Raw genomic sequence first — 21,364 nt, 5'->3', positions numbered from 1 at the left:
TTGAAAATAGAGGATAAATTATATATTTTAACGTCTATTCAAAAGTCTTAATATGTGTAATACTAAACGAAGGAAAGAAATATATAAACTAAGTGCATTTCAAATTGCTAATCTTAAGAAAACGCGTTTAATTTCTGTATGACTATTGTAATTGCCTAAAATTATTGATGATTGATTTCTGATACTTCAAAACTCATATCCGATCATTCCTAATGTAACTGTAATACCAACAAATGAGTATAAGGTGTCTACAAATGAAGAAAAAACAAAATAGGAAACAATTAAAAGAATTAATTCAATAAAAAGACCAATGAAAATTAAAGGTAATAATCTACCAAAATTGATAACTTGGAAATAACCTAAAATTCCAATTAAGGCCATTAAACCACCAGCACCACCAACTGCTATCATTATATAGCTACCTTGTCCTAAGGCTATTTGAACAGCGAAAATTAACGGAAGAAGGATAGAATTAGCCATTACAAAAACAAAAAAGAGTAAAACAAGAACGATTGTTGGCGGGTTATCGGCTAATGCTCATTTATTTATATAATATGACACCCCAAAATTTACTCCTAAAAGTAAAACAAAAAATAGTAAAATCCCTGTAGTTCTTGATGTAATAGTTCTAACTAATCTTAAATAAATTGCAAATAATGAGTCTATTGATAAAATTGCAAATGTAATTAAGCCAACAAGTAAAATTGCGACACCTAATCACATAATGGAAAAAGACAACAATTTATTTGTTAGTTTTTTTGTAGCTTCGTCTGCACGGCTATAAGCACGTCAATCTTTGCGGTCAAAAATAATTCTATTGTGCATTTTTCACTCCTTTTTCTAAAATTTTATTAGACTTGACAAGCCAATAGTTTAGGCCTGCTTTTGTTCTAATAATATTATACTCTTTTTTTAGAATTTCACAAATTTCTTGTAAACTTAATTCAGGATTTTTTTCCCGGATCTCAAAGAAAATTAATTCTTGGTCGCTAAATTCCGATGTTAGATTGTGTTTTTTAATTAAATTTCATTTTTTAATAAAGTTTGTCGATGATTCACTTATCTTTTTGGCGTTTTTTATGTCAAAATTTGTGATTCGGTTAGCGTTAAGATAGTGATCACGTTCAATTCTCAAAATTTCTAACTTTGAAGCTTGTTCAAGTGCACCGATAGCCATTAAAAAATAAATTATTTCGTTAACTTTTTTTAAGTAAATTTTTAAGCGGTTCTGATAAAAAATTTGCTTAAAAGTGAACTCTAATTGATTCTGGCGCAAAATATTTAAAACTTTTTCACATTTTGATTTATCCAAAAATGAAATTTCAAGGTGGTAAGATTTTGACCCCAGCGGTGAAATCGAACCTCCTCCTATAAAAAGTCCGGCAAAAAAATATTGGATATTCTCAGGTGTTTTATCAATTTTAATTAATTTTTTCTCAATACAGATTCAATTTTTGTTTTTTCTAGTTTCTGAAAAAAACAATTGAAATTTTTGAAAAATTTCAATTAATCGAGAATTAATTTCATTTTTGTTAATTCTTAGTATAAAAAAGTTTGGATCATCATCTAGTGATGATGAAAAAATTAAACCTTTAACTAAGGAATTAAATTTTGGTCGAGTTAGTCGATTTGCTAAAATTTCAAGTTTTGCTTGTTGACTGAAAGTCATAATTTAACTCTTTTTTGGCTATTTTTAAGCGTTTTTTTGGCTTATTTTAACTATTTTTTGTTATTTTTACTGTTTTTTTATTTTTTTAAGAAAATAAAAAAACAGTAACTCCCTATTTTCCTATTTCTAGTATCGTCGGCGTAAAAAGGCTTAACTACTGAGTTCGGAATGGGTTCAGGTGATCCCTTTTGCTATTGTTACTGTTATGTTTATAATTATATCACAAAAAAATTTTTTTGCAAAATATTTTTTTTTTTTTTTTTTTACAGCAAGAAAACTATCTAGTTAGTTCCTTAATAAATGCATTTGTAAGTTCTTGAGAGATTGATTCTTGGTCTGCAAGACTCAAAGAATCATAAATTGCTAGACCACGAACAGTTACTGTAGAATCATTTTTTGGGTTTGGACCTAAATAACTTCAATCAAGGTGGTGATTAAATAATTGAGGGTTTGTGTCTTCTAAATTTAAATTAGATACAATTTTTTGAGACAATGGGTTACGAGATGAACTTAAAGTAAATGTGTAATTAGTATCCTTTTTTGAGATAGTTAAGAATAATAAGTCATCTTCTTTAAGTAAATCAAGATTAGCACTTTGATTAGTTAGGTTGATATTTTTTTGAGAAAAAACATCAAAATCTAACGATGCTATATTACTTTTTTCAAGTTTAGATAGGTTGTCTTTAATTTCAAAAAGTCCGACCGCGTTACCTTGAACTCCAGAAATTAAGCCAGCTACTGGGTAGGCCAGGTCACCTGTGGCTGCTTGAGATCCGTTTTGGTCTAGACCAATTACTAAAGTCTCTTTTTTATTAAAATCAAGTTTTGAAATAAATAAACCTCTGCCATCCTTAGATGAAAGTAAGTGAGTTTTTTTGTTTTTAGTAATGTTTTTTAGACTAAAAGCTAACATTACCACACCATTTTTAAGCGCAGGTTGAGTACCATTCCCTAAAATTACAGGTTTTTTTAGTATTATTCCATCTTCTGGGGTGGCGGTATTTTGAACAGGAGTTGAAGGAGTAGCGGCGGCAGTTTCGCTAGTTTGAGTAGTTTCCGCAACCGGCATTGAGGCTGACATTGAAACTTCTTCTTGCTCTTCACCCTCTACTGCTTCTTCATTTATTTTACTATTTAGTTCAATTTCAACATCAGTTCGATTTAATGATGATATTTTTGAAACAGTTCCATCTTCAGTTTTTTGATTTTTTCTAAAATCAAAAAGAAGTAGCGGATTATGTTTAACTAAATAATCATAAGATTGATTATCTTCAAGATTCTGAATTGAAAAAATTAATTTTGCTGGTTTTGATGTAGTTTCTCTAGCTGTTTTTGGACTAAAACTCATAACTACATCAATTTGGGTGTTAGAATTTTTAACAACATCATAAGAAATATCAGAATTTTCTAATTCTGGATAGCTAGATTTTTGTAAAAATGACCAAAGTTTAATACCTAAACCATCTGTAATTTCAGTTTTTTCTGGTGTTTTAGGTTTTTCAGGTGTTTGGGCTTGAGTTTGGGTTTGGGTTGTTGTTTCTTGAGGTAAATCTTGAAAAGCAGATGCTTGTACAGGGGTTGCGGCAGGGGCAGGGGTGGAAGTTGTTGCAGGGGTGGAAGCACCTGCTGATCCACCAGTTGTTGCTTGGGAATCAGTTCCTGTTGGGGTTGAGGGTTGAGGAGGAGTTGAATTTGAATTCGGAGGTGTAGTTGAAGTTTGATCTTGTCCTGATTTTTCTTCTTTTTTATCTTTTTCTTCAGATTTTTTCTCACCTTTAGAAAACATTGCCGAATATTTTTGTTTGTATTCTTCTAATTTAGCAACATCTTCTGGTTGGTATCCGTGATCTAAGAAATAAAGTTTTTTAGCTACTTGATCAAATGTTTTTTGTTGTTTTGCATCTTCAACAACTTCTGAAACTAGAGATTTAACATACTCTAAAGTTAATTTTGGACCATTAGGATTTTCTTTGAATTCAAAAGTTTTAGCTAGAGGATTGAGGTTTTGAATTTTCGGATCTTCAAGATCAATTTTGTCTAAATTTGAAAAGTCAATTTGTGAATTTTGTTTTAAAGCAGAATTTAGAAGTTTACGCTGATTTTCATCATAATCAAGTTGAACTTCAAAAGTAGATTTTGAAGAATCAAGATCAATTAAAACAAATTTAGAATCATTTCCTTTTCCTAATGTGGCAAGTGAAGATTCAAGAACTTTCGGATAATTTGACTTAACAAATTCACTTTCAAGGTAAGGAGCTTGAATATTTAGTTGTTTTTTTATTTGAAAATCAACCTCAAAAGAAACTTTATTTTCTTTTAAAAGTTTATCTTTTTGCTCTTGGGATAAATTTTTTGCTAAATCAATTTTGTTAATTTCAACAAAATAACCATCAAATCCAGGAACTTGGATTCTGTTAGACTTTGAATTGAAAAAAGTGCTGAAATCTTGGCGGTTTATTTCAACTTTGTCATCATTAGCTTGTGAATTTTGCTCTGGATCTTGGAAAAGTTGGGTTGAAACTTGATTATGTCGTCCAATTTGTTGAGAGTTTTGCGTAATTTTACTCAAGAGTGCTGCGAGATTAACGGGCTTATTATCGGTGTAAATAGTTTGAGCCAAACTTTGGTTATCTTTGACAAGCGCTAGTTGAACCAAAGGTTTTAATTGAACTAAATCACTAAATTGTGAAAGAATTTGTTTTTCAACATCTTTTACATCAACGCTTAATTTTTTAATTCCTAAAATTGGGAAGTCAAATTCTTTGACAATTTTCCCGGTTGGGTCAATTAGTTCAAAAGAAATTGAAAGAGTACCAGCTTTATCATCATGATTTTTGAAAACTAAGTTTTTAACATTCGTTAAGCTATCAACTCTTTTGGTGTCTGAATCACCTATCATAACTATTTTTTCTTGTTTAGCTTTTTGGTTTTCAACTGTTTTTGGCGACAAAACATAACCTTTTTCCAAAATTGTTGGCAGACCTAAAGTGTTAACCAAATTATAAGTTAATCCATTTTGGAATAAAGCATCAGAAAATGCTTGAGATTTTGAGCGTGATATTTTATATGAGGCTTGAAAATCATTGTCTAGTTTAAAAGCAACTTCAGAAGCTGTCAAATTAGAACTTTTTGCTGTAGAAAGTTCTAATTTTGATTTTTCAAGATCAATTTGGAATCCAACTAAATCACCATCAGCTTTATCACTTTGAGCAAAACCTTTAAGGTCAACTTGTTTTGAATAAGTAAGTTTGAGCGGATCTGAATAAGCATAAACTACAACATTTTTCACTTCGCTACCTGAAGGATTTGCTTTTTCAATGTCTAAAACTACCCGAAAATTGTGTTTAGTGATTGGACTAAAGTCATATGCATTTAAAAAGTTAAAAGCATATGAAGGGTTTTTAGCTAATGAAAGGGCTGTTTTTGCTGATAAATTTTTGTACTGATCGTGTAATTTTAGATTATTAAGGGCATTAATAAAATCTTCCTCGCTAAAAGTTGCCTGAGTTTTTAGACTAACAACCTCATTTTTATCAACATTACCAAAAATTTGTGAACTATATGAACGCTCAAAAATTGTTAAACCAATAGGAACTGCAACAATCGTTGTAAGAATTGCTGTAACCGAAAAACCTGTTGAAATTATTGTTTTTGCATTTTTTATTTTGTTTATTTTATTAAGCATGTCTTTCTACTTTCTAAAAATTATGTGGTTGTATTAGCTTGATGCTGAGTTTGTTTGGGTTGTTTCAGTAGTTGTTGAACTTGCATCAGTAGTTTGGGTTGTTGTTTCTGAACCAGTTGAACTTGTTGTTTCTTGAGTGTCAGGTTTAGCTGTTTCTGATAGTTTTTGAATTCTAATTTGGAAATTAAGTTGAGATTTTTCACTGTTTTGAGGTGAATTTTCAGTAGATTCAGTTTCACTTCGAACTTTTTTGGTAACTTCAAGGAGAACTATTTTTGTTGTTTCAGGATGGAAAATATCTTTTGTTTCAGATTTAACACTAAGGACTAAATTTGGATCGTGTTTTTTAATAATTTCTTGAATTTCTTTAAATTCTTTTGTATCTTCAAAAGCTTTTTTTGAAGTTTGATCACCACTAGTTTGGTTAGCGGCTATTTTATCAAATTCAGTTTTTTCATATTGAATCAAAGAATAAGAAGGTGGGATACTTAAAACTGCATTATTTAGGGTCTTTTTTTCTTCAGATTGTTTTTGATCTTCTTTAGAAACCAATATTTTTAAGGCTGTTTTTGGACTTTGATATTCTTCAACTTTAGTTTGTTTATTAAAAATTTTGTAATAATAAGTAAGATTGTAACCTTCAGATCCGCTTGGAATATCGGTTTGTGTTGTTGAATAATTTGCTGCACCAGTTTGTTTTTCAAAAACTATTTGATAATCTAAATCCGAACTAACTTTTGCTCAACCTCTAAAATTATTAAGTTCTTTAGCTTTTACATAAAATGCAAGTAATAAATCTTTTAAATTTGTCAGTTTTTCTGTTTTTGTTGAGTAAAAAGTTTTTACTAATTCTTCAACAGGTTTAGCAGCTTCTTGAGTTTGACCGCCGACAGCTGAAACTTGTGTTAAAATTCCTGTTGCAGAACCTGAATTCTTATTACTTTCATTAATTTTCTTAGTATTTTCGCGAATTTCTTTGTAAATATCGTCAGTTTGACCTGAGTTTGTTGAAGAATCTTGTTGAATTTTTGCTGGACTTATTTTGTTAAGTTCTTCAAAAATTTTGTCATCATCACGGTTGTCTTTGAATTTATCAGCGATAGTTTTTGGTAAAAATAAGTTAGAAATTCAACCTCTTTTATCGAAAGTTTTAACATGACCGTTAAAATCCAGACCCATAATGTTAGACTCAGATTTAAATTTTATACCTTCTGCAGTTCTAAAAATGTTACCTTCTTTAATATCATTTACATTTATTTTTTCATTAGGATCAATTAAGTTTGCTGATTTTGCAATCTCAAAAAGATATTCTAAAATTTCAGTTGGCTCCATACTTAATAAATAAGCATAAAAAGCAGCAACATCATGCTCGTTTGTGAAAAATTTCTTAGACTTTAAAGATTTAATTCCAAAGTGCGAACCTGTTTGATCATCAGATTGAAAATCAGAAAAATCATGTAATTTAGGGAATTTTTGATTTCCTGTTCATGATTTTAGCATTGATTCATGAGGATTAAAGTCATATCCATACTGGAACTGATTTGATAAAATTTGCTTTAATTCTTCAGATTTTTGATTATCGTTTTCAATTAATTTTTCTAACTCAGTTTTGGAAATAAATGAAGTTGCGGTTACAATTTTTTCTTCATGAATTTTAGGTTGAGTTGATGAAGTGGTAGTAGAAGAAGTTTGTTCTGGTAAAGAATTAATAAAGTAAAAATCTTGACGATTTTTGTCAAGTTGATGAGTTGTACCAGTTGTTCCATTATTTTGTTTGAAATATTTTATTTCAAAAGTTTCTTTTTTTGATTTTAATAGTCTAGGATTTTTATCACCAAAAAAACTTGAATAAAGGTTAATATTTACCGGAATTTCAAGAGTACTTGATGTTGCTTTTGCACGATTAATATCAAGCTGAAAATCAACTCCTGACACTTTTTTTTGTGAAAAATATGGAGAAAATTCGCCAAAATCAAGAGAAATCGGATTTATTAAAAGATTATCTTCGATGGCTTTTACAACAGATTTAGATTGATCTTGATTTGATTTATATAGATCTTTATTTATTTTTTCTAAAAATTCTATCGAAGTAGTCGAATTAACGGTAAGTTTGTTAGCAAATTGTTCAAAACTGTCGGTTTTTGTTTCAGGAGCGGGAACTTGTTCTGAGGATTCGGGTTGGGGTTGACCACCTTCAGCTCCTTGTGCTTGAACTCCATCTTGTGCTTGAGCTTGCCCTCCATTTTGTGCTTGGTCTCCGTTTTGTGTTTGTGTTCCTGTTTGCCCTTGTCCTTCTTGTTGTCCTTGCGCTTGCTCTTGAAATAATTGGACTGAATTTACTTGCTGAAGTTGTGCTAATGGCTCAGAAGTTGATGAAGAAAGTGAACTAGCCGCAACAGTTGTAGAGGTTTGTGCAATTTGCCCAGGAGCAACTTTAAAATCAAGAAAATTTAATTTTCTGAGTGAAATTTTAGATAAAATGTCATCTAAATCAGCAAAATAAGTTGCTTTTTTTACTTGTTTTTCGCCAGATTCATCGGTTTTTCCTTCATTATTTGCATCTTGACTTGATTCAGAACCTGAACTAACTTGGGGAACTAAGTCAATTTTTTCAAGTAACTGAGCGTCCTCAATGTTGAAATTTTTAAGCTCAAATTTTGCATCATCAGTCAATTCAGCTTTAACTAAAAAACTTGGAACTGAGTTTGAATCAACTGAAATAAAATTATTTGTTCCAGGATGTTTTTCTAAACTAAAATTGTAAATTGTTCCTTGTTTAAAAGGGAAAGAATTATTTTGATCAAAATTTAACTCGTTAATTATTTTTTGAAAATCCGGGAAATATTGAGATATTTTTTCAACTGCCTCAAGTTGAGTTCCGGCTTTATTAATGTCAGCGGCAAAATCCTCAACACGGGTTAAGGATGCGATTTTTTGATCAATTAAATTAGGGCTTGAAAAATTAGAGCTAAAACCTGTTCTTCTTAAATTTTGGATGTTTTCTTTGAAACTTTTAGTAATTTTTTCTAAATTGGAATTAAATTCGGCAAGAGCAAATTGTGAGCGTTGTGCAAATGAAACTTTTTTAGAAATAATTGTTGAAAATGCGGTGTGATTATTGTCAATTTGGTGTTTTGCTCGGAAACGAAGCTCAAAACTTTGATCATTATCGTTTGGAATTAAGTCTACAAATTCTAAAAATGGTTTATTTGGTGCAAAAGTTGGTTCAAATTTGCGTAATTTGGAGTTAACTTGTGTGTAAAAAGATATAAATTTATTTAAATCTGTGCCAGCTAATAATTTTCCACTGTCGTCAAAAAGTTGCGCTTTTATTTGACTATATGTGGTAGAATCAGCAAAGACATCTGATTTAAAGGCAACATTTTGGACTCGAGAAACTAAATTTTCTAACTCAGCTCGCGGATTTTCTCCTGTATAGCGAATTCGAGTTACAAGTCCAATCGTTGTCGCAAAAATAGCAACACCACCAACAGCCGTCAGTGCTAATATTAATGAATTTTTGTTTTTTTCGTGCATCCTTTCTCCTTATTTATTTTTGTTTATAGATACATAATTATATCATAAATCGCTGTTTTTTATATGTTTATATGTAATTTTGAGCAAAAAAATTCATTTAAAAATGATTTTATTTTTAAAGATTTTTTAGCCATTCAGTTAAAATCAGATTTACTTTTTTAGGATCAGCATTACCTTTTGTTTTTTTGATTAATTTACCTATCAAAATTTTAAATAATTTCTCTTTATTATTTTTGTTTTGCTCAATTTGACTAGTTTCTTCACTAACAAGTTCAGCCAAAAGGCTTTTAATCTCGTCATCAGATAATTTTTTGTCCAAAATTGTTTTTATAATACTCTCAAGTTCTAAGTTAGGTTCTTTATTTTTTATTTCAATTATTTGACGAAAATCGCTGTTGTTTATTTGATTATCTAGCAATTTTTTGACTGATTTTCCAAAAAAATCGGGGTCAATAAAAAGCTGGTCAAAACCGTTTTTGTTAATAATTGGAACTATTTCAGCAAAAAATAATTTTACGCTTTGGGATCAATTTTCTGGATTTGAATTTTTTAAAAAAGTTCAAAATTCAAAATTATTTAAAATTTGATTAATATAAAATGTAGAAACACCGTATTTTTCAAGGTTTTTTTGGATTTCTAAAGGACTAAGTGGGACTTGGATAGAGTCAATAAATTTTTTTGTCAATTCGATATAAGGTAAATTTGGCTCAGGGAAATATTTATAATCTATGGCATCAGTTTTGGTTCGTAATGTTTGGTTTTTTATTAGTTTATCGTTAAATTTTTTAGTAACTTGAGAAACTTTTTGACCTTTTTCGTAAGTATTAATTTGCTCTTCAATTTCAAGTTGGGCAGCTTTTTGGATGTTTGAAATTGAATTTATGTTTTTAATTTCAACTTTTGGGTTAAAAAATTCTTGATTTTTTTCACGAACTGAAATGTTTATGTCAGCCCTGAGTGAGCCATTTTCTAGTTTTGCATCAGAAATACCTAAAAATAAAGCTAATTTTCTGATTTCATCAACATATTGAGCAGCTTTTTCGGCCGAATCTAGCACCGGATAAGTCACTATTTCAATTAAAGGAACCCCACAGCGATTATAGTCAAAAAATGTCTGATTTTCTTTATGAATTTGCTTTGCCGTGTCTTCTTCAAGGTGGATTCTTTCAATCAAAACACTAAAATCACCAACATTTATTGAACCATTTTTTCCAATTGGATAAAATTGCTGAGTAATTTGAAAACCTTTTGGCAAATCAGGGTAAAAATAATTTTTCCGGTCAAAAGCCAGTACTGACGGAATTTCCATTTTTAAGGATTTAGCTAAAATTATTGCTTTTTCCACGGCTTTTTTGTTTATTTTTGGCAATGTTCCAAGATAGCCTAAGTCAAAAAGATTAAAAAATTTATTAGGTTGACCACTTGAATTTGGCGAATTTGAGAACATTTTTGCCTTTGTGTTAAGTTCTAAGTGAATTTCAACCCCAATAGTTACTAAATATTTATTATTTAACATTAATGTCACCTATTTTTTCTTCAATATAAAGTGAAAAACCTAATAAACTTGCATCAGAGTTAATTTTTGAGTCAATGGCTAGATTAAAAGGTAAATTTTTGTGTTTTCCTAATGGGATTGTTATGGAAGGATTGCCAACTAAATTAGAAATTGCAAGTATAAAATTAGTAATTTGGTCACTTTTTTCACTGTTTTTTCCAAAAACATCAGGCGCAACGCCATAAAAAGCAGGGAAAAGCACTATATCAAATTGATTTAAAAGTGATTCATAATAATTTTTTATTAGGGTTCTAATTTTTTTTGCTTTAATGAAAAAATGTTCTTGATTTTTCTGCTCAAGGAAAAAAGATCCTCAAATCAGTCTTTTTTGAAGCATAAAGCCAAATCCGTCTGTCCTTGTTTTTAGGAAAATATCTTCTCATTTTAGATTTTTGTCTGTATTTCCAAAAGTTAAACCGTTTATTGCCGACAAATTTGAAGTAGCCTCTGAATAAGAAATAATTTCATAAACCGGTAAAATTGTTTTTAGTAAATTTAAATCAGGAATGATGTTTTCAACCAAAACGCCCTCAGATTGTAAAATATGCTGTAATTTATAGAGTTTTTCTTTAACATAAGGCTCAATTTCGTCATCAAAATTTCAGAATAAAACTTTTTTTGGCTTAGTTTTTTCAACTTTTTGAACTTGTACTTCAACAGAAGTTAAGTCATTTTCATCTTGACCAAAAACAGTTTGAGAAACCAAAATCGAATCACTAACATTGTGAGTAAGTCAAGCGACCGTGTCAAGAGAAGTTGCATAAGCAAACAAACCGTGACGAGAAACGGCACCATATGAAGGCTTAAAACCGACTTTTCCGACAAAACTAGCAGGTCTTCTTATTGAATCACCGGTGTCTGAGCCGATTGCAAAATGGACAGAGTCAATTGTTGCTGCACTTCCTGATGATGAACCACCAACTAACTTGGTTTTGTCAAGTGGATTTAAAATTTTACCAAAAAAAGAAAAAAGACCTTTCCCACCTAGACCTAATTCGTCGTTATAAACTTTAATTAATGGCTGGGCTCCTTGATCAATTAATTTTTGAAAAACTGTTGAATTATATCCAGGTCTAAAATTAATAAGCGAATTTGATGAGCCATGCGAAACTCCTTCAACTGTGGCAAAATTTGATTTTATGCTAAAAAACATGCCTGATAATATTCCTTTTTTTTGGTTTTTTAGCTCAAAAAAAGAAAAAACAGCATTATTTTCATCTTTTTTTAATTTTTCAGTCGCTTGGTCTATATTTAGTTCAAATTTAGTCATCAATCACCTTTTTGGTTATAATTTCATTTTGATTTGCATGGACTGAATTTGTAAAAAGTTGAGATCTAAAATCAGAAAAATTTGGTTCATCATCGAATAAAATTTCAATTCCTTTTGGAAAAGAGTTAATTTTTTCCAAACTAGGAACGTCTTTTGTATCAAAAGTATGCAAAAAATTAATTCGTTCTAGCATTTGATCTTTTTCTTGTAAAACTGTTTCAATTACTTTTTCACTAGGAACAAAATACAACGATTTTGCAAGTTTGATTATTTTTTCTCTATCCATTTTGCCTCCAATTTTGTTATTTTAATTTATATTAAATTTAAAATTATACTAGAAATTAGGGTTTAATTTGAATTTTAAGTAAAAAATGATGAAAATCTATACTTTTCATCATTCTGGTTTTGAGACAAATTTTTTGCCGTTTAAATAAGATAAAAAGCCGTCTAAATTATCGAATTTTAAAGAAAATGAATGCAAAAATAAGCGATTTTTTTGCTCGCCGTTGTATTTTTCATCACCAAAAATTGGAAAACCTAAGTGTGATAAAGTTACTCGGATTTGATGTTTTTTGCCAGTATGTAAAATCGCAAAATTTCTGTTATTTTTAGAAAAAAATGTCGTAGAAATAAGCTGACATCCCGCTTCATTTTTGCAAACTTCCATTTTTTTATTAAGGTCATTTTTCCTTATAAAAAGATCGGTTTTTATAGGTTTTTTTAGTTTTATTTTTGATTCAAAGGTATAAATTTTCTCAAAAAATTTCTGCTTTTTATTAAGTTCAACAACACTTTTATAATTAAGTCCGTATAAAATAATTCCAGATGTTTTTTTATCAAGCCGACCAACATGTGAAGGCATAAAAACGTTGATTTTCTCTAATTTTAAATAATTTCAAACGGCCAAATCAAGGTTTCTGTCACCGCCATGAACTTGTAAATCCTTAGGTTTTTCGACAATTAAAATATTTGAATCTTGATAAATTATTTTTAAATTTGTCTTTATTTTAGGCAACTTTTTTTGATTTTGAACTTCTTTTTTAGAGTTAAAAATCAAAACTCTGTCACCTAAAGCCAGCAAATATTTTTGTGATTCAGGCTTATTATTGACCTTAATTTTTTTATTACGAAAAAGCTTTTGAATTTGGTTGTAATTGAAATTCAAAAGCAATTTTTTAACTAATTGAATAAGTTTTTGGCCTACTTGATTTTCAGATACGCTAAATTCTATCATCCAAATTATGCTTGATTTTCTGAACCAAATTCGACAATTTTAGCCTCAACAAGTTCTTGGATCGCTTTTGTTCCTGGGGCTAATAATTTTCGAGGATCAAAATTTTTGCCTTCTTTAATTTTTCCAGAAACAACAAAATCTGTTACAGCAGCCGCGTTAGCTTGTTGAAGTTCAGTGTTTACATTAATTTTTGCAATCCCTAGTTTAATTGCTTTTTGAATTTGATCTTTCGGAAGACCACTACCACCGTGTAAAACTAGTGGAAGTTGAGTTTTTTCAGAAATTTTGTCTAAAACATCAAAGTCTAGAGATTTTCAACTAGACGGGTAAACACCGTGAATGTTACCAATTCCGGCAGCCAAGCAGGTAATTCCAGTTTTGGAAATTTCGTGTGCTTGATGAACGTCAGCAATTTCACCATTTCCGACAATTCCGTCTTCCTCGCCACCAATTTGGCCAACTTCAGCTTCAACTGTTGCATTTTTTGAATTTGCAAGTTCAACAATTTCTCTTGTTAGCTCTAAATTTTTTGAAAATTCTTCTCTTGAACCATCATACATTACTGAAGTAAAGCCTGTTTCAAGAGCTTTTTTGCAAGTTTCAAAACTTCCGTGATCCAAATGAAGCGCAACAGGTACTGTTATTTCTAAAAATTCAATTAAATTTGTCACTAAATTATAAACGGTTTTTAGACCTCCCATATATTTTAGCGCACCTTCTGAGGTCGCGATTATTAAAGGAGATTTTTTAGCTTGTGCACCAAGAAGTGCGGCTTTTGTTCATTCAAGATTATTTATGTTAATATGTGGAATTGCGTATTTGTTTTTACGGGCTTTTTCCAACATTGCTTTTGTATTTTGTAGATTCATTTTACACCTTTAAAAAATAAATTAAATTAAAATATCACTTCTAAGGGCTCAGTAATTATTGCCCAAAGCAACAAAACTACCATCAATTGTTAATAATTTATAGAGTTCGCCTCTTTTTAAAGTTAAAATTTTATCTGTGGATAAATTAGGTAATTGATTTTCTCATTTTGACATCAAGGCCACCTGAACTTCAAGAAAAATGTCGCTAAAATGGGCAGATTCTCGGTTTTTTAGAAAATTTATTGCTATTGAAATTATAGTTTTCATCTTTTAAATCCTTTCTTTTGCCTTTATTCCAAGTAATTTTAATCCATTTTTTAAAACAATTGAGACAGCTTTTGTTAAACATAAAAGATTATTTGCGTCTGAATTATTCAATATTTTTGTGTTAGAATAAAAAGAATTAAAGAGGTTAGCTAGTTCTAGTAAATATTTTGGTAGCAAATTAATTTTATAATTTTTTGCTATTTTTAAAACAATTTCCTCAAATTGGTTTAATTTTGAAATTAAATTAGTTTCATTTTCTAATTTAAATGCGCCTAAATTTTCGACATTTAAATTAGATTTAGCCAGCAAATTAACCGCACGAGCATGGGCATATTGGATTAAAAACAACGGATTCTGTGAATCTATGCTACTTGCTAAGTCTACATCAAATTCTACAAGCGAATTATACCCCCGTTCAGCAATAAAATAACGAATTGCATCAGCATTTGCAACTTGAAGAAGGTCTTTGATTGTAAAAGTTTGCCCTTTTCTTTTGGACATTTTGAATTCTTTGCCGTTTTTTACTAATTTTACAAGTTGATATAGCAAAATTTGCAATTTATTTTCTTGATTAGCAATTTTTAGGGCAGCTTTTACACGGTCAACATAGCCAATATGGTCTGCTCCTCAAATATTTATTAAAATATCGGGCTTAAATTCTGAATTAATTTTGTCTAAATGATAGGCAATATCACTTGAAAAATAAGTGTAGTTACCGCCGTTTTTTATCAAAACGCGATCTTTTTGATCGCCAAAATCTGATGTTTTTAGCCAAAGCGCGTTGTCTTTTTTATATGTAAAGCCTATATTTTCAAGGGTTTTTTGAACATTTCCAGATAAAAATAAATCACTTTCAGACGTGAATTTATCAAATTTAATAGATAAATTTGATAAATCTTTTTTTATTTCACTAAGAAAAAAATCAAGTGCTTTTTGGCGAAAAATGCTGTAAATTTCGGGGTTTTCAAGACTTGATGATTCAAATTTATTACCATATTCGTCAAAAAAATTTTTGGCCATTAAAATAATTTCTTCACCAAGATAAGCTTCTTCTGGAAGAGGAATATCTTTAAAAATTTGTTGATAACGGGCAAAAACTGAACCAACTAATTTGTCAATTTGAGACCCAAAATCATTTACATAATACTCGCGAAGAACAGAATAACCTGAAAATTCAAGAATATTTGACAAAATATCGCCAATAACAGCGCTTCTAAGATGACCAAGGTGTAAAAATCCCGTTGGATTAGCGGAAACAAACTCGACATTTATTTTTTTTGACAAAAAACTTCGACCAAAATTTTCATTTTGATCGATTATTTTCTTAACAATTTTTGAATATTCTGTTTTGGAAACAAAAAAATTTAAAAATCCAGGTGAGGCTATCTCGATTTTTTCAAGACCTAATTCTTGCTGATCTAATCAATTTTTAATTTTTTCTGCAAGTTCCAAAGGTTTTAATTTGTTTTGCTTTGAAAAAATTAAAGCCACATTTGTACTAAAGTCGCCAAAATTTTTCGATTTTTCAACTATTATTTTGGTTTTATCAAAAATTAGGTTATTTTCGATAAAAAATTCGGATATTTGGTTACTAATTTTTTTGTTCATCTGTGTTTCCAACAACTACAAGCGCTGTTTTTACAACCCTATCATGAAGTTTATATCCAATTGAAATTATGTCAGAAATTTTATCTTTTTCTCCATCAGAAACTTCATAAACTTCATGGACTGAAGAATCAAAAAAACCTCCTATTTCAGGCACTATTTTTGTTATTCCAAAATTTTCCATAACATTTTCAATTTGACCAACAAGCATCTCAAATCCTTTTACATATGAAGAAGTTTCGGGATTTTCTGCGTTTAGACCATATGAAATTGCTTTTTTAAGATTTAAAAATGGTGAAATAAACTCTTCAAAAAAAGGTTGTAAGCTGTATTTTTTTATGTGATTTTGGTCACTTTCAAATTTAGTTTGAAGTTCAGATTTAATATCTTTAACTTTTTGAGCCGCTTTTTCCTCGAAAATTTTGACTTGAGATTTAAAGTCATCCTCAATTTTTTTGATTTTGTCTTTTAATTTTAAGGACTCAATTTCAAGACTAATATTTTTTGTGGTCAGTGCCTGGATTTGATTTTCAAGGTCTTTTAATTTAGACTCTTTTTTTAAAAAACGACGTGATTTTTTGCCGTTTTTTTCATTGTTTTCTGTTTCAGTTTCTATTTTTTGGGCTGAATTTTCAAGGTTATTTTCGACTGACTCACTAGAAATTTTTTCAGATTCTTGTTGTTCGCTGTTGTTTAGATTAGTTTTTTTATCTTCAGAATTCGCAAAAATCATTATTATTCCTTTCTATTTTTGTTTTTATTTGATAGAAAATCTTCTAAAAGTTTTATGCCTGTTCGTGCTGCAGAATAATTAATTTTTTTCGTTGATCCTATCATGCTAATTTCTTTGATTGCAAAGGATTTTTCAAGTTTTTTTGAGATAAATGAGGTTTCAGGCGATTCTATACTGATTTTTAAGGTTTCATCTTCAGTGGTAGTTTTTTCGTCTAGCATTTCTCAAATCGACTTTTTTTCAATCAAATTAAGCAAATCAACAAGTCTGGTTCTAGAAATTTCGCTATCCAAGATTAACATATTTTTATTATAAACGTCTGACTTATTTTGGATTTGGAAGTTAAAAATTTTTTGTATAAAATGATGCAAAAGTTCGTCACTATGTTTAATTTGTTTTTCTAATTCTTGTTTTAAAATTATTAATTTTGATGAAACTTCTGCCAGTGGAGTATTTATTAGCCTTTGTTGAAATAGGCGAATTGCAATTTTGACATCCTGCAGGGAAATTGAAGGTGAAAAAGTGATTTTTTTATTTTCAACGCTGCCGCTAGAGCTAACAACGACAACAATCCCTTCATTTTGCGATATTTGTGTCAAATTTATTGACATTAAACGGTCATTTTCGTTGCTCGTTGTGGTAATTATTGTGGTGCCGACAGATTCAGAAATTAATTTAAAGGCTTCAGAAATTGTGTTTTCAATGCTGACACGTCGGCGTGCAAACAAGTCTTTTAGTTTATTTGCTAAAATTTCGTTTTCGTCGAATGACAAAAATTCAGCATAGTACTGAAACCCTCTTAGTGTTGGAATTCTACCGCTTGAAATATGAGGTTTTTCCAAAAAACCTTCTTTTTCAAGTTGATTCATTACCATTCTAAGGTGTGAAGAGGATTTTTTTATGCTGTAATTTTGTTTTAAAGCGTTTGAACCGATTGATTCTCCGGTTTTAATAAAATTTTCAACTATCTGCTTTAAATATTTTTCTTTTTTAGCATCTAACCTTGACATTGTTGTTAAATTATAACAAAAAAACTGAAAAATAGTTAATTTTAGTAGTGTGAAAATTTAAATTTTGTTTCTTATTTTTTTAAGGCTTCTTCAATTGTTTCAATCAGTAATTCTGCTGGAGCGTATTCAAATTTTTTGAAAATTGGCTTACCGTCTTTGAAAACGAAGTGAGTTGGCACAAAAAGAACTTCGTATTCAGTGTCTTTTTTTCTAAATAATTGTGCTTCTTCTGCATTAACCTGGATTAATTTTACGTCAGTTCTATTTTTAAAGTACTCAGAAAGTTCTTCATTAACAGGCTCTTGCATTTTGCAATCACCACACCAGTCAACCGCAAATTCTAAGTAAACAACCCCAGTTTTAATTTCTTCTTGGGCGTCTTTTCATAGCATTTTTTTCATTTTTAGCTCCTTTTCTTCTGGATAAATGTTATGAATTATAACAGAAACATTGGGTTCTTTATCAAAAAGACGAAAAATCTTTTTTTTGATATTTTTTTGAGTTTTTTGTTGTAATTCTTTTAATATTTTATCATTTGTTTTTTTAATATTCGAAAAATTATCAAAAATAATTTTTCGAATTATCTCGTGATATGACTCACGATTTTCACGGCTTAAAATTCCGTGATCAGTTATTTCAACTTTTGAGACAATCTTTTTTGAAACAGGATTGAACAAAAAGGAAACAATTATTAGTCCGTCTTGAGATAATGATTCGCGCTCTTTTAGCACTTCAAAAGAAACATCGCCAATTCCATAGCCTGAAATATAAATTTCATCTTGACCTTTTGTCAGTTTTTTACGTGAAAATAAATTTCCGTCAATAAAATTAGCTATCCTTTTATTTTGTAAAATAATTGTGTTTTGCCTATTTATTTTATTATTAGCGGCAATATTTGAAGCAACAACTAAATATCGATAAAGTCCTTGAATTGGAATAAAATATTTTGGCTTAAGAAGGTCAATCATATCTGAAATATCTTCTTTGTATGGGCGCGCTAGTCCAAAATCTGATTCAGAAATATCGACTATATTTGTTACGGATTTAGCAATTTGATCTAAAACTTTAGCATAAAGTTGCTCCATCCCGTTAATCGGAGGGGTTAGCATAATTACATAATCTGACTTTTTTAGCTTAAAATAGGCATCATCATTCTGAAGAACACGGTTAAATCGGTGACAAATTCTTTCAGGACTAGATGTTATTAAAACAACAGAATTTTTTTGCTTGTTTGCAAATTTATAGTCAAAAAAAGTTGGCAAACTCTTTATTTTATTTGTTGTTAATTTGTCAAGCTTATAAATCATGTCGTATAATTTGTCATATTTTTTTCCATAAGCGGTAATTTGCCTGTTAAATTTCAAGGCCAGATCTATGATTTCCTGAATTGAGACCATTTCTTCATCATAAGCTGAAACGACAATTCGCGAATTTTTATCGGCTTGCAGGAAACTTTTTTCAAGAAAAGATTTAGCAAAAAGCTTGTTTATTGCTTTTCCAGGCACGTTAGACTTACCTGAATCAGAAATAAACATTAAAACACCTTTTGGGTTCTGGCTAACTTTTTTGATTAAATCAAAATTAGTTTCACCATAAACACCTAAATTTCCAACGACATAATTGGACATAAAAACAATCGATCCATCCTCGGTTTGAAAGCAAAAACCAATCGAACCAGGCATCGAACCTGCAACCGAAAAGGGAATTATAGTTATTTTTTCACTAATTTTTAGCTCAGATATTATTGGTTTTATCTCAAAAGTAGCATCTTCAATATTATATTTGCTCATTCGGTCAAGAATTAGCGCTTTAGTGAAAAAAGAGCTATAAATAGTTACATTTTTTAGTTTCATAACCAGCCAAGGAATTCCCGAAAATGATTCATTTTTGGCATCAGTTATAAAAACACCTTTTATTTTTTGCTTGTTTTCTTCAATATAAGTGTAATCTGGAATAATCGTGTCAACACCAACTGAACTATCAAGCGGAATTTTAGCACCTGCGTTTATAACGAAAATATCGTCATCAATTTCTAAAATATAGCAATTTTTTCCGTTTTCATCTTGGCCGCCTAGTGCAAAAAAACTAATTTTAGCCATAATTTCCTTTTAATTTTTATTTTATTTATGTGAACTTTTCACATAAGGTTTATCTATTTTTTAATATTTTTAATTATTATTTTTGCAAGGTCGTCAAATCTAAAGATTTGCCAAAATCTTTAGATTTGATATTGATTTTTTACTCCCTTAGTGATTGCAAAAATAAATAAATCTAGATCAAACGGCTGTAAGTCATCCATTCCTTCGCCTAGACCAACTAATTTTACACTGATATTAAGTTGATCTTTGATTGAAAAAACGATTCCACCTTTGCTTGTGCCGTCCATTTTTGTTAAAATTATACCAGAAATTGGAGTTGCTTTTGTAAATATTTCAGCTTGAGATACCCCATTTTGACCTGTTGTTGCATCAATTACCAAAAGCGATTCATGAGGTCCGCCTGGTATTTTTTGAGCGATTATTTTATTAACTTTTGCTAATTCTTGCATTAAATTGACGTTATTTTGTAGTCTTCCGGCTGTGTCAATCAAGACCAAATCCATTTTTTCGCGTATGGCAAAATCCAGGCCGCGAAAAACTACAGAGCCTGGATCTTTTTCGTTAGTTGCCGGTTTTACAATTGAAGCGCCGACTCTTTTAGCTCATATTTCAAGTTGCTCAACAGCGGCCGCACGGAAAGTATCTGCTGCAATAATTAAAACTTTTTTACCTTCAAGCACAAATTTACGTGCTATTTTGGAAATTGAAGTTGTTTTTCCAGAACCATTAACACCAGAAATTAAAAAAACATTAATTCTATCGGGTTTTACGTTCAAATTTATGTTAACAATTGACCGGTTTGAATAAATTGTATACATTTTATCCATAATAATTTCGGTAATTAACTCAGGATTATCAATGTTATGAAAACGAACTTCATCTTTTAGCGCATTTATTATTGTGTTTACAAAATTTGGAGAAATATCTGACATTATTAGTATTTCTTCAAGTTCATCAAAAAAATCATCATCAATCTTGATGTGTTTTTTTTGAAGTTGAACAATTTGATTCAAAAAAGAAAGTCTAGATTTAGACAAACCAGCCACGTATTTATCTAAATTAGCAGCTTTTTTTTCTTTTGAACCAAAAATTTTTTCTTTGATTTTTTGAAAAAAAGACATTTTGTGGTTCCTATAATTTTTAATAAATATATTATAAATTATAAGGGATTTTAATTTTTTATTAAAAGTTAAAAAAATTAAAAATCGTTTTTTAATACATCAATTTCGCTGTCTTCAAGTATCGTTTCGTTAAGAATAATTTTGCTTGTTGGATTTGACAAGGCGGTTTTGTATGATTTTTGTTTGTATGATAAATTCATTAATTCGTTTGGACGCATTTTTTTCAACCGTTCAAAAACAAAGACAAAACAATCTCACCGTTTTTCTTGAGCTTCTATTTTTTGTTCTTCGGTAAAATTTTCGCCATAATCATGACTAAAATCTTTCAAAAAATCGTTTTTTAATATGTCTTTGAATTCGTCAATTATATCATTTTTGTGATAATCTAAAATATCCTCAAGATTATAAGAGGTATTTTTAGGTGTCTGAAGGCTAAAAAACTGAGTTTTTAAGACTGTTCATGAAACAGGCCCATACCTGTACGACTCAAAATCATCAGAAAAAAACGGTTCATTATAAAGTCTATAAAATTTTCAATGCGTAAATCATAGTATTTTTTGAACTCAAGTTCGATAAAGCTCGGTTTCTCCGCTGTCGACGTGATAAAGTGCAAATAGATAATTTAAAAATTTTTTAATATCAATCCCATTCATAACAACCTCCATGGTGTGTTTGTGAATATTAATTTTTTTATGATTTTTAGCCAAAAA

General features: G+C 29.8%; 16 protein-coding genes and 1 rRNA gene. All 17 read right to left on the bottom strand.

Annotated elements, in window-relative coordinates; translation table 4 throughout:
- Positions 1-27: 27 nt before the first annotated feature.
- Entirely contained in the window at positions 28-825 is a 798-nt protein-coding gene (locus R7X45_RS00205; RefSeq protein WP_044285759.1) for an MAG0110 family membrane protein, read from the bottom strand.
- On the bottom strand, positions 815-1,669 hold the full coding sequence (gene whiA, locus R7X45_RS00200; RefSeq protein WP_318050452.1) for a DNA-binding protein WhiA: 855 nt from the start codon (positions 1,667-1,669) through the stop codon (positions 815-817). Before whiA ends, R7X45_RS00205 begins: the two co-directional genes overlap by 11 nt.
- A gap of 99 nt (positions 1,670-1,768) precedes the next feature.
- Positions 1,769-1,874: ribosomal RNA gene (gene rrf / locus R7X45_RS00195) — 5S ribosomal RNA — on the bottom strand.
- A gap of 72 nt (positions 1,875-1,946) precedes the next feature.
- Complete coding sequence (locus R7X45_RS00190; protein WP_318055495.1) at positions 1,947-5,354, bottom strand: P110/LppT family adhesin N-terminal domain; 3,408 nt, start codon at positions 5,352-5,354, stop codon at positions 1,947-1,949.
- A 33-nt stretch (positions 5,355-5,387) separates the two neighbouring features.
- Positions 5,388-8,891 carry a P97 family adhesin gene (locus tag R7X45_RS00185; RefSeq protein ID WP_318055494.1) on the bottom strand — a complete coding sequence of 1,168 codons (3,504 nt, stop codon included), beginning with the start codon at positions 8,889-8,891 and terminating at the stop codon, positions 5,388-5,390.
- A gap of 115 nt (positions 8,892-9,006) precedes the next feature.
- A complete protein-coding gene (gatB, locus tag R7X45_RS00180; RefSeq protein WP_318055493.1) occupies positions 9,007-10,407 on the bottom strand; it encodes an Asp-tRNA(Asn)/Glu-tRNA(Gln) amidotransferase subunit GatB in 1,401 nt (466 codons plus the stop codon).
- Entirely contained in the window at positions 10,397-11,716 is a 1,320-nt protein-coding gene (locus R7X45_RS00175; RefSeq protein WP_318055492.1) for an amidase family protein, read from the bottom strand. Before R7X45_RS00175 ends, gatB begins: the two co-directional genes overlap by 11 nt.
- Positions 11,709-12,002, bottom strand: a complete 294-nt coding sequence (locus R7X45_RS00170) for a glutamyl-tRNA amidotransferase (RefSeq protein WP_069099148.1) — start codon at positions 12,000-12,002, stop codon at positions 11,709-11,711. The genes R7X45_RS00175 and R7X45_RS00170 overlap by 8 nt, the downstream gene beginning before the upstream one ends.
- Positions 12,003-12,098: 96 nt before the next feature.
- A complete protein-coding gene (locus R7X45_RS00165) occupies positions 12,099-12,950 on the bottom strand; it encodes an RluA family pseudouridine synthase (protein ID WP_318055491.1) in 852 nt (283 codons plus the stop codon).
- Positions 12,951-12,955: 5 nt separating this feature from the next.
- The gene (fba, locus tag R7X45_RS00160) at positions 12,956-13,819 is read right to left on the bottom strand and encodes a class II fructose-1,6-bisphosphate aldolase (RefSeq protein WP_318055490.1); all 864 of its coding nucleotides are present in this window, start codon (positions 13,817-13,819) and stop codon (positions 12,956-12,958) included.
- Between the two features lie 21 nt (positions 13,820-13,840).
- Positions 13,841-14,086 (bottom strand): DNA-directed RNA polymerase subunit delta, encoded by a 246-nt coding sequence (rpoE, locus tag R7X45_RS00155; RefSeq protein ID WP_044284293.1) that lies wholly within the window; start codon positions 14,084-14,086, stop codon positions 13,841-13,843.
- Between the two features lie 3 nt (positions 14,087-14,089).
- A complete protein-coding gene (gene argS, locus R7X45_RS00150) occupies positions 14,090-15,694 on the bottom strand; it encodes an arginine--tRNA ligase (protein WP_318055489.1) in 1,605 nt (534 codons plus the stop codon).
- The gene (gene grpE / locus R7X45_RS00145; protein WP_318055488.1) at positions 15,678-16,424 is read right to left on the bottom strand and encodes a nucleotide exchange factor GrpE; all 747 of its coding nucleotides are present in this window, start codon (positions 16,422-16,424) and stop codon (positions 15,678-15,680) included. The genes argS and grpE overlap by 17 nt, the downstream gene beginning before the upstream one ends.
- 2 nt (positions 16,425-16,426) lie before the next feature.
- Positions 16,427-17,434, bottom strand: coding sequence for a hypothetical protein (locus R7X45_RS00140; protein WP_318055487.1), 1,008 nt, complete (start codon positions 17,432-17,434; stop codon positions 16,427-16,429).
- Between the two features lie 71 nt (positions 17,435-17,505).
- Positions 17,506-19,533 (bottom strand): thioredoxin domain-containing protein, encoded by a 2,028-nt coding sequence (locus tag R7X45_RS00135; protein WP_318055486.1) that lies wholly within the window; start codon positions 19,531-19,533, stop codon positions 17,506-17,508.
- Positions 19,534-19,652: 119 nt separating this feature from the next.
- Positions 19,653-20,654: a signal recognition particle-docking protein FtsY gene (gene ftsY / locus R7X45_RS00130; protein WP_318055485.1), complete on the bottom strand. Its 1,002-nt coding sequence runs from the start codon at positions 20,652-20,654 to the stop codon at positions 19,653-19,655.
- Between the two features lie 77 nt (positions 20,655-20,731).
- Entirely contained in the window at positions 20,732-21,307 is a 576-nt protein-coding gene (locus tag R7X45_RS00125) for a Panacea domain-containing protein (protein ID WP_318055484.1), read from the bottom strand.
- Positions 21,308-21,364 lie beyond the last annotated feature (57 nt).

It is taken from the genome of Mesomycoplasma ovipneumoniae, from assembly GCF_033343935.1.
Classification (GTDB): Bacteria; Bacillota_I; Bacilli_A; order Mycoplasmatales; family Metamycoplasmataceae; genus Mesomycoplasma; species Mesomycoplasma ovipneumoniae_G.
Note: the sequence above shows the minus strand (reverse complement) of the source record. Positions and strands in the feature narration are given on the sequence as shown.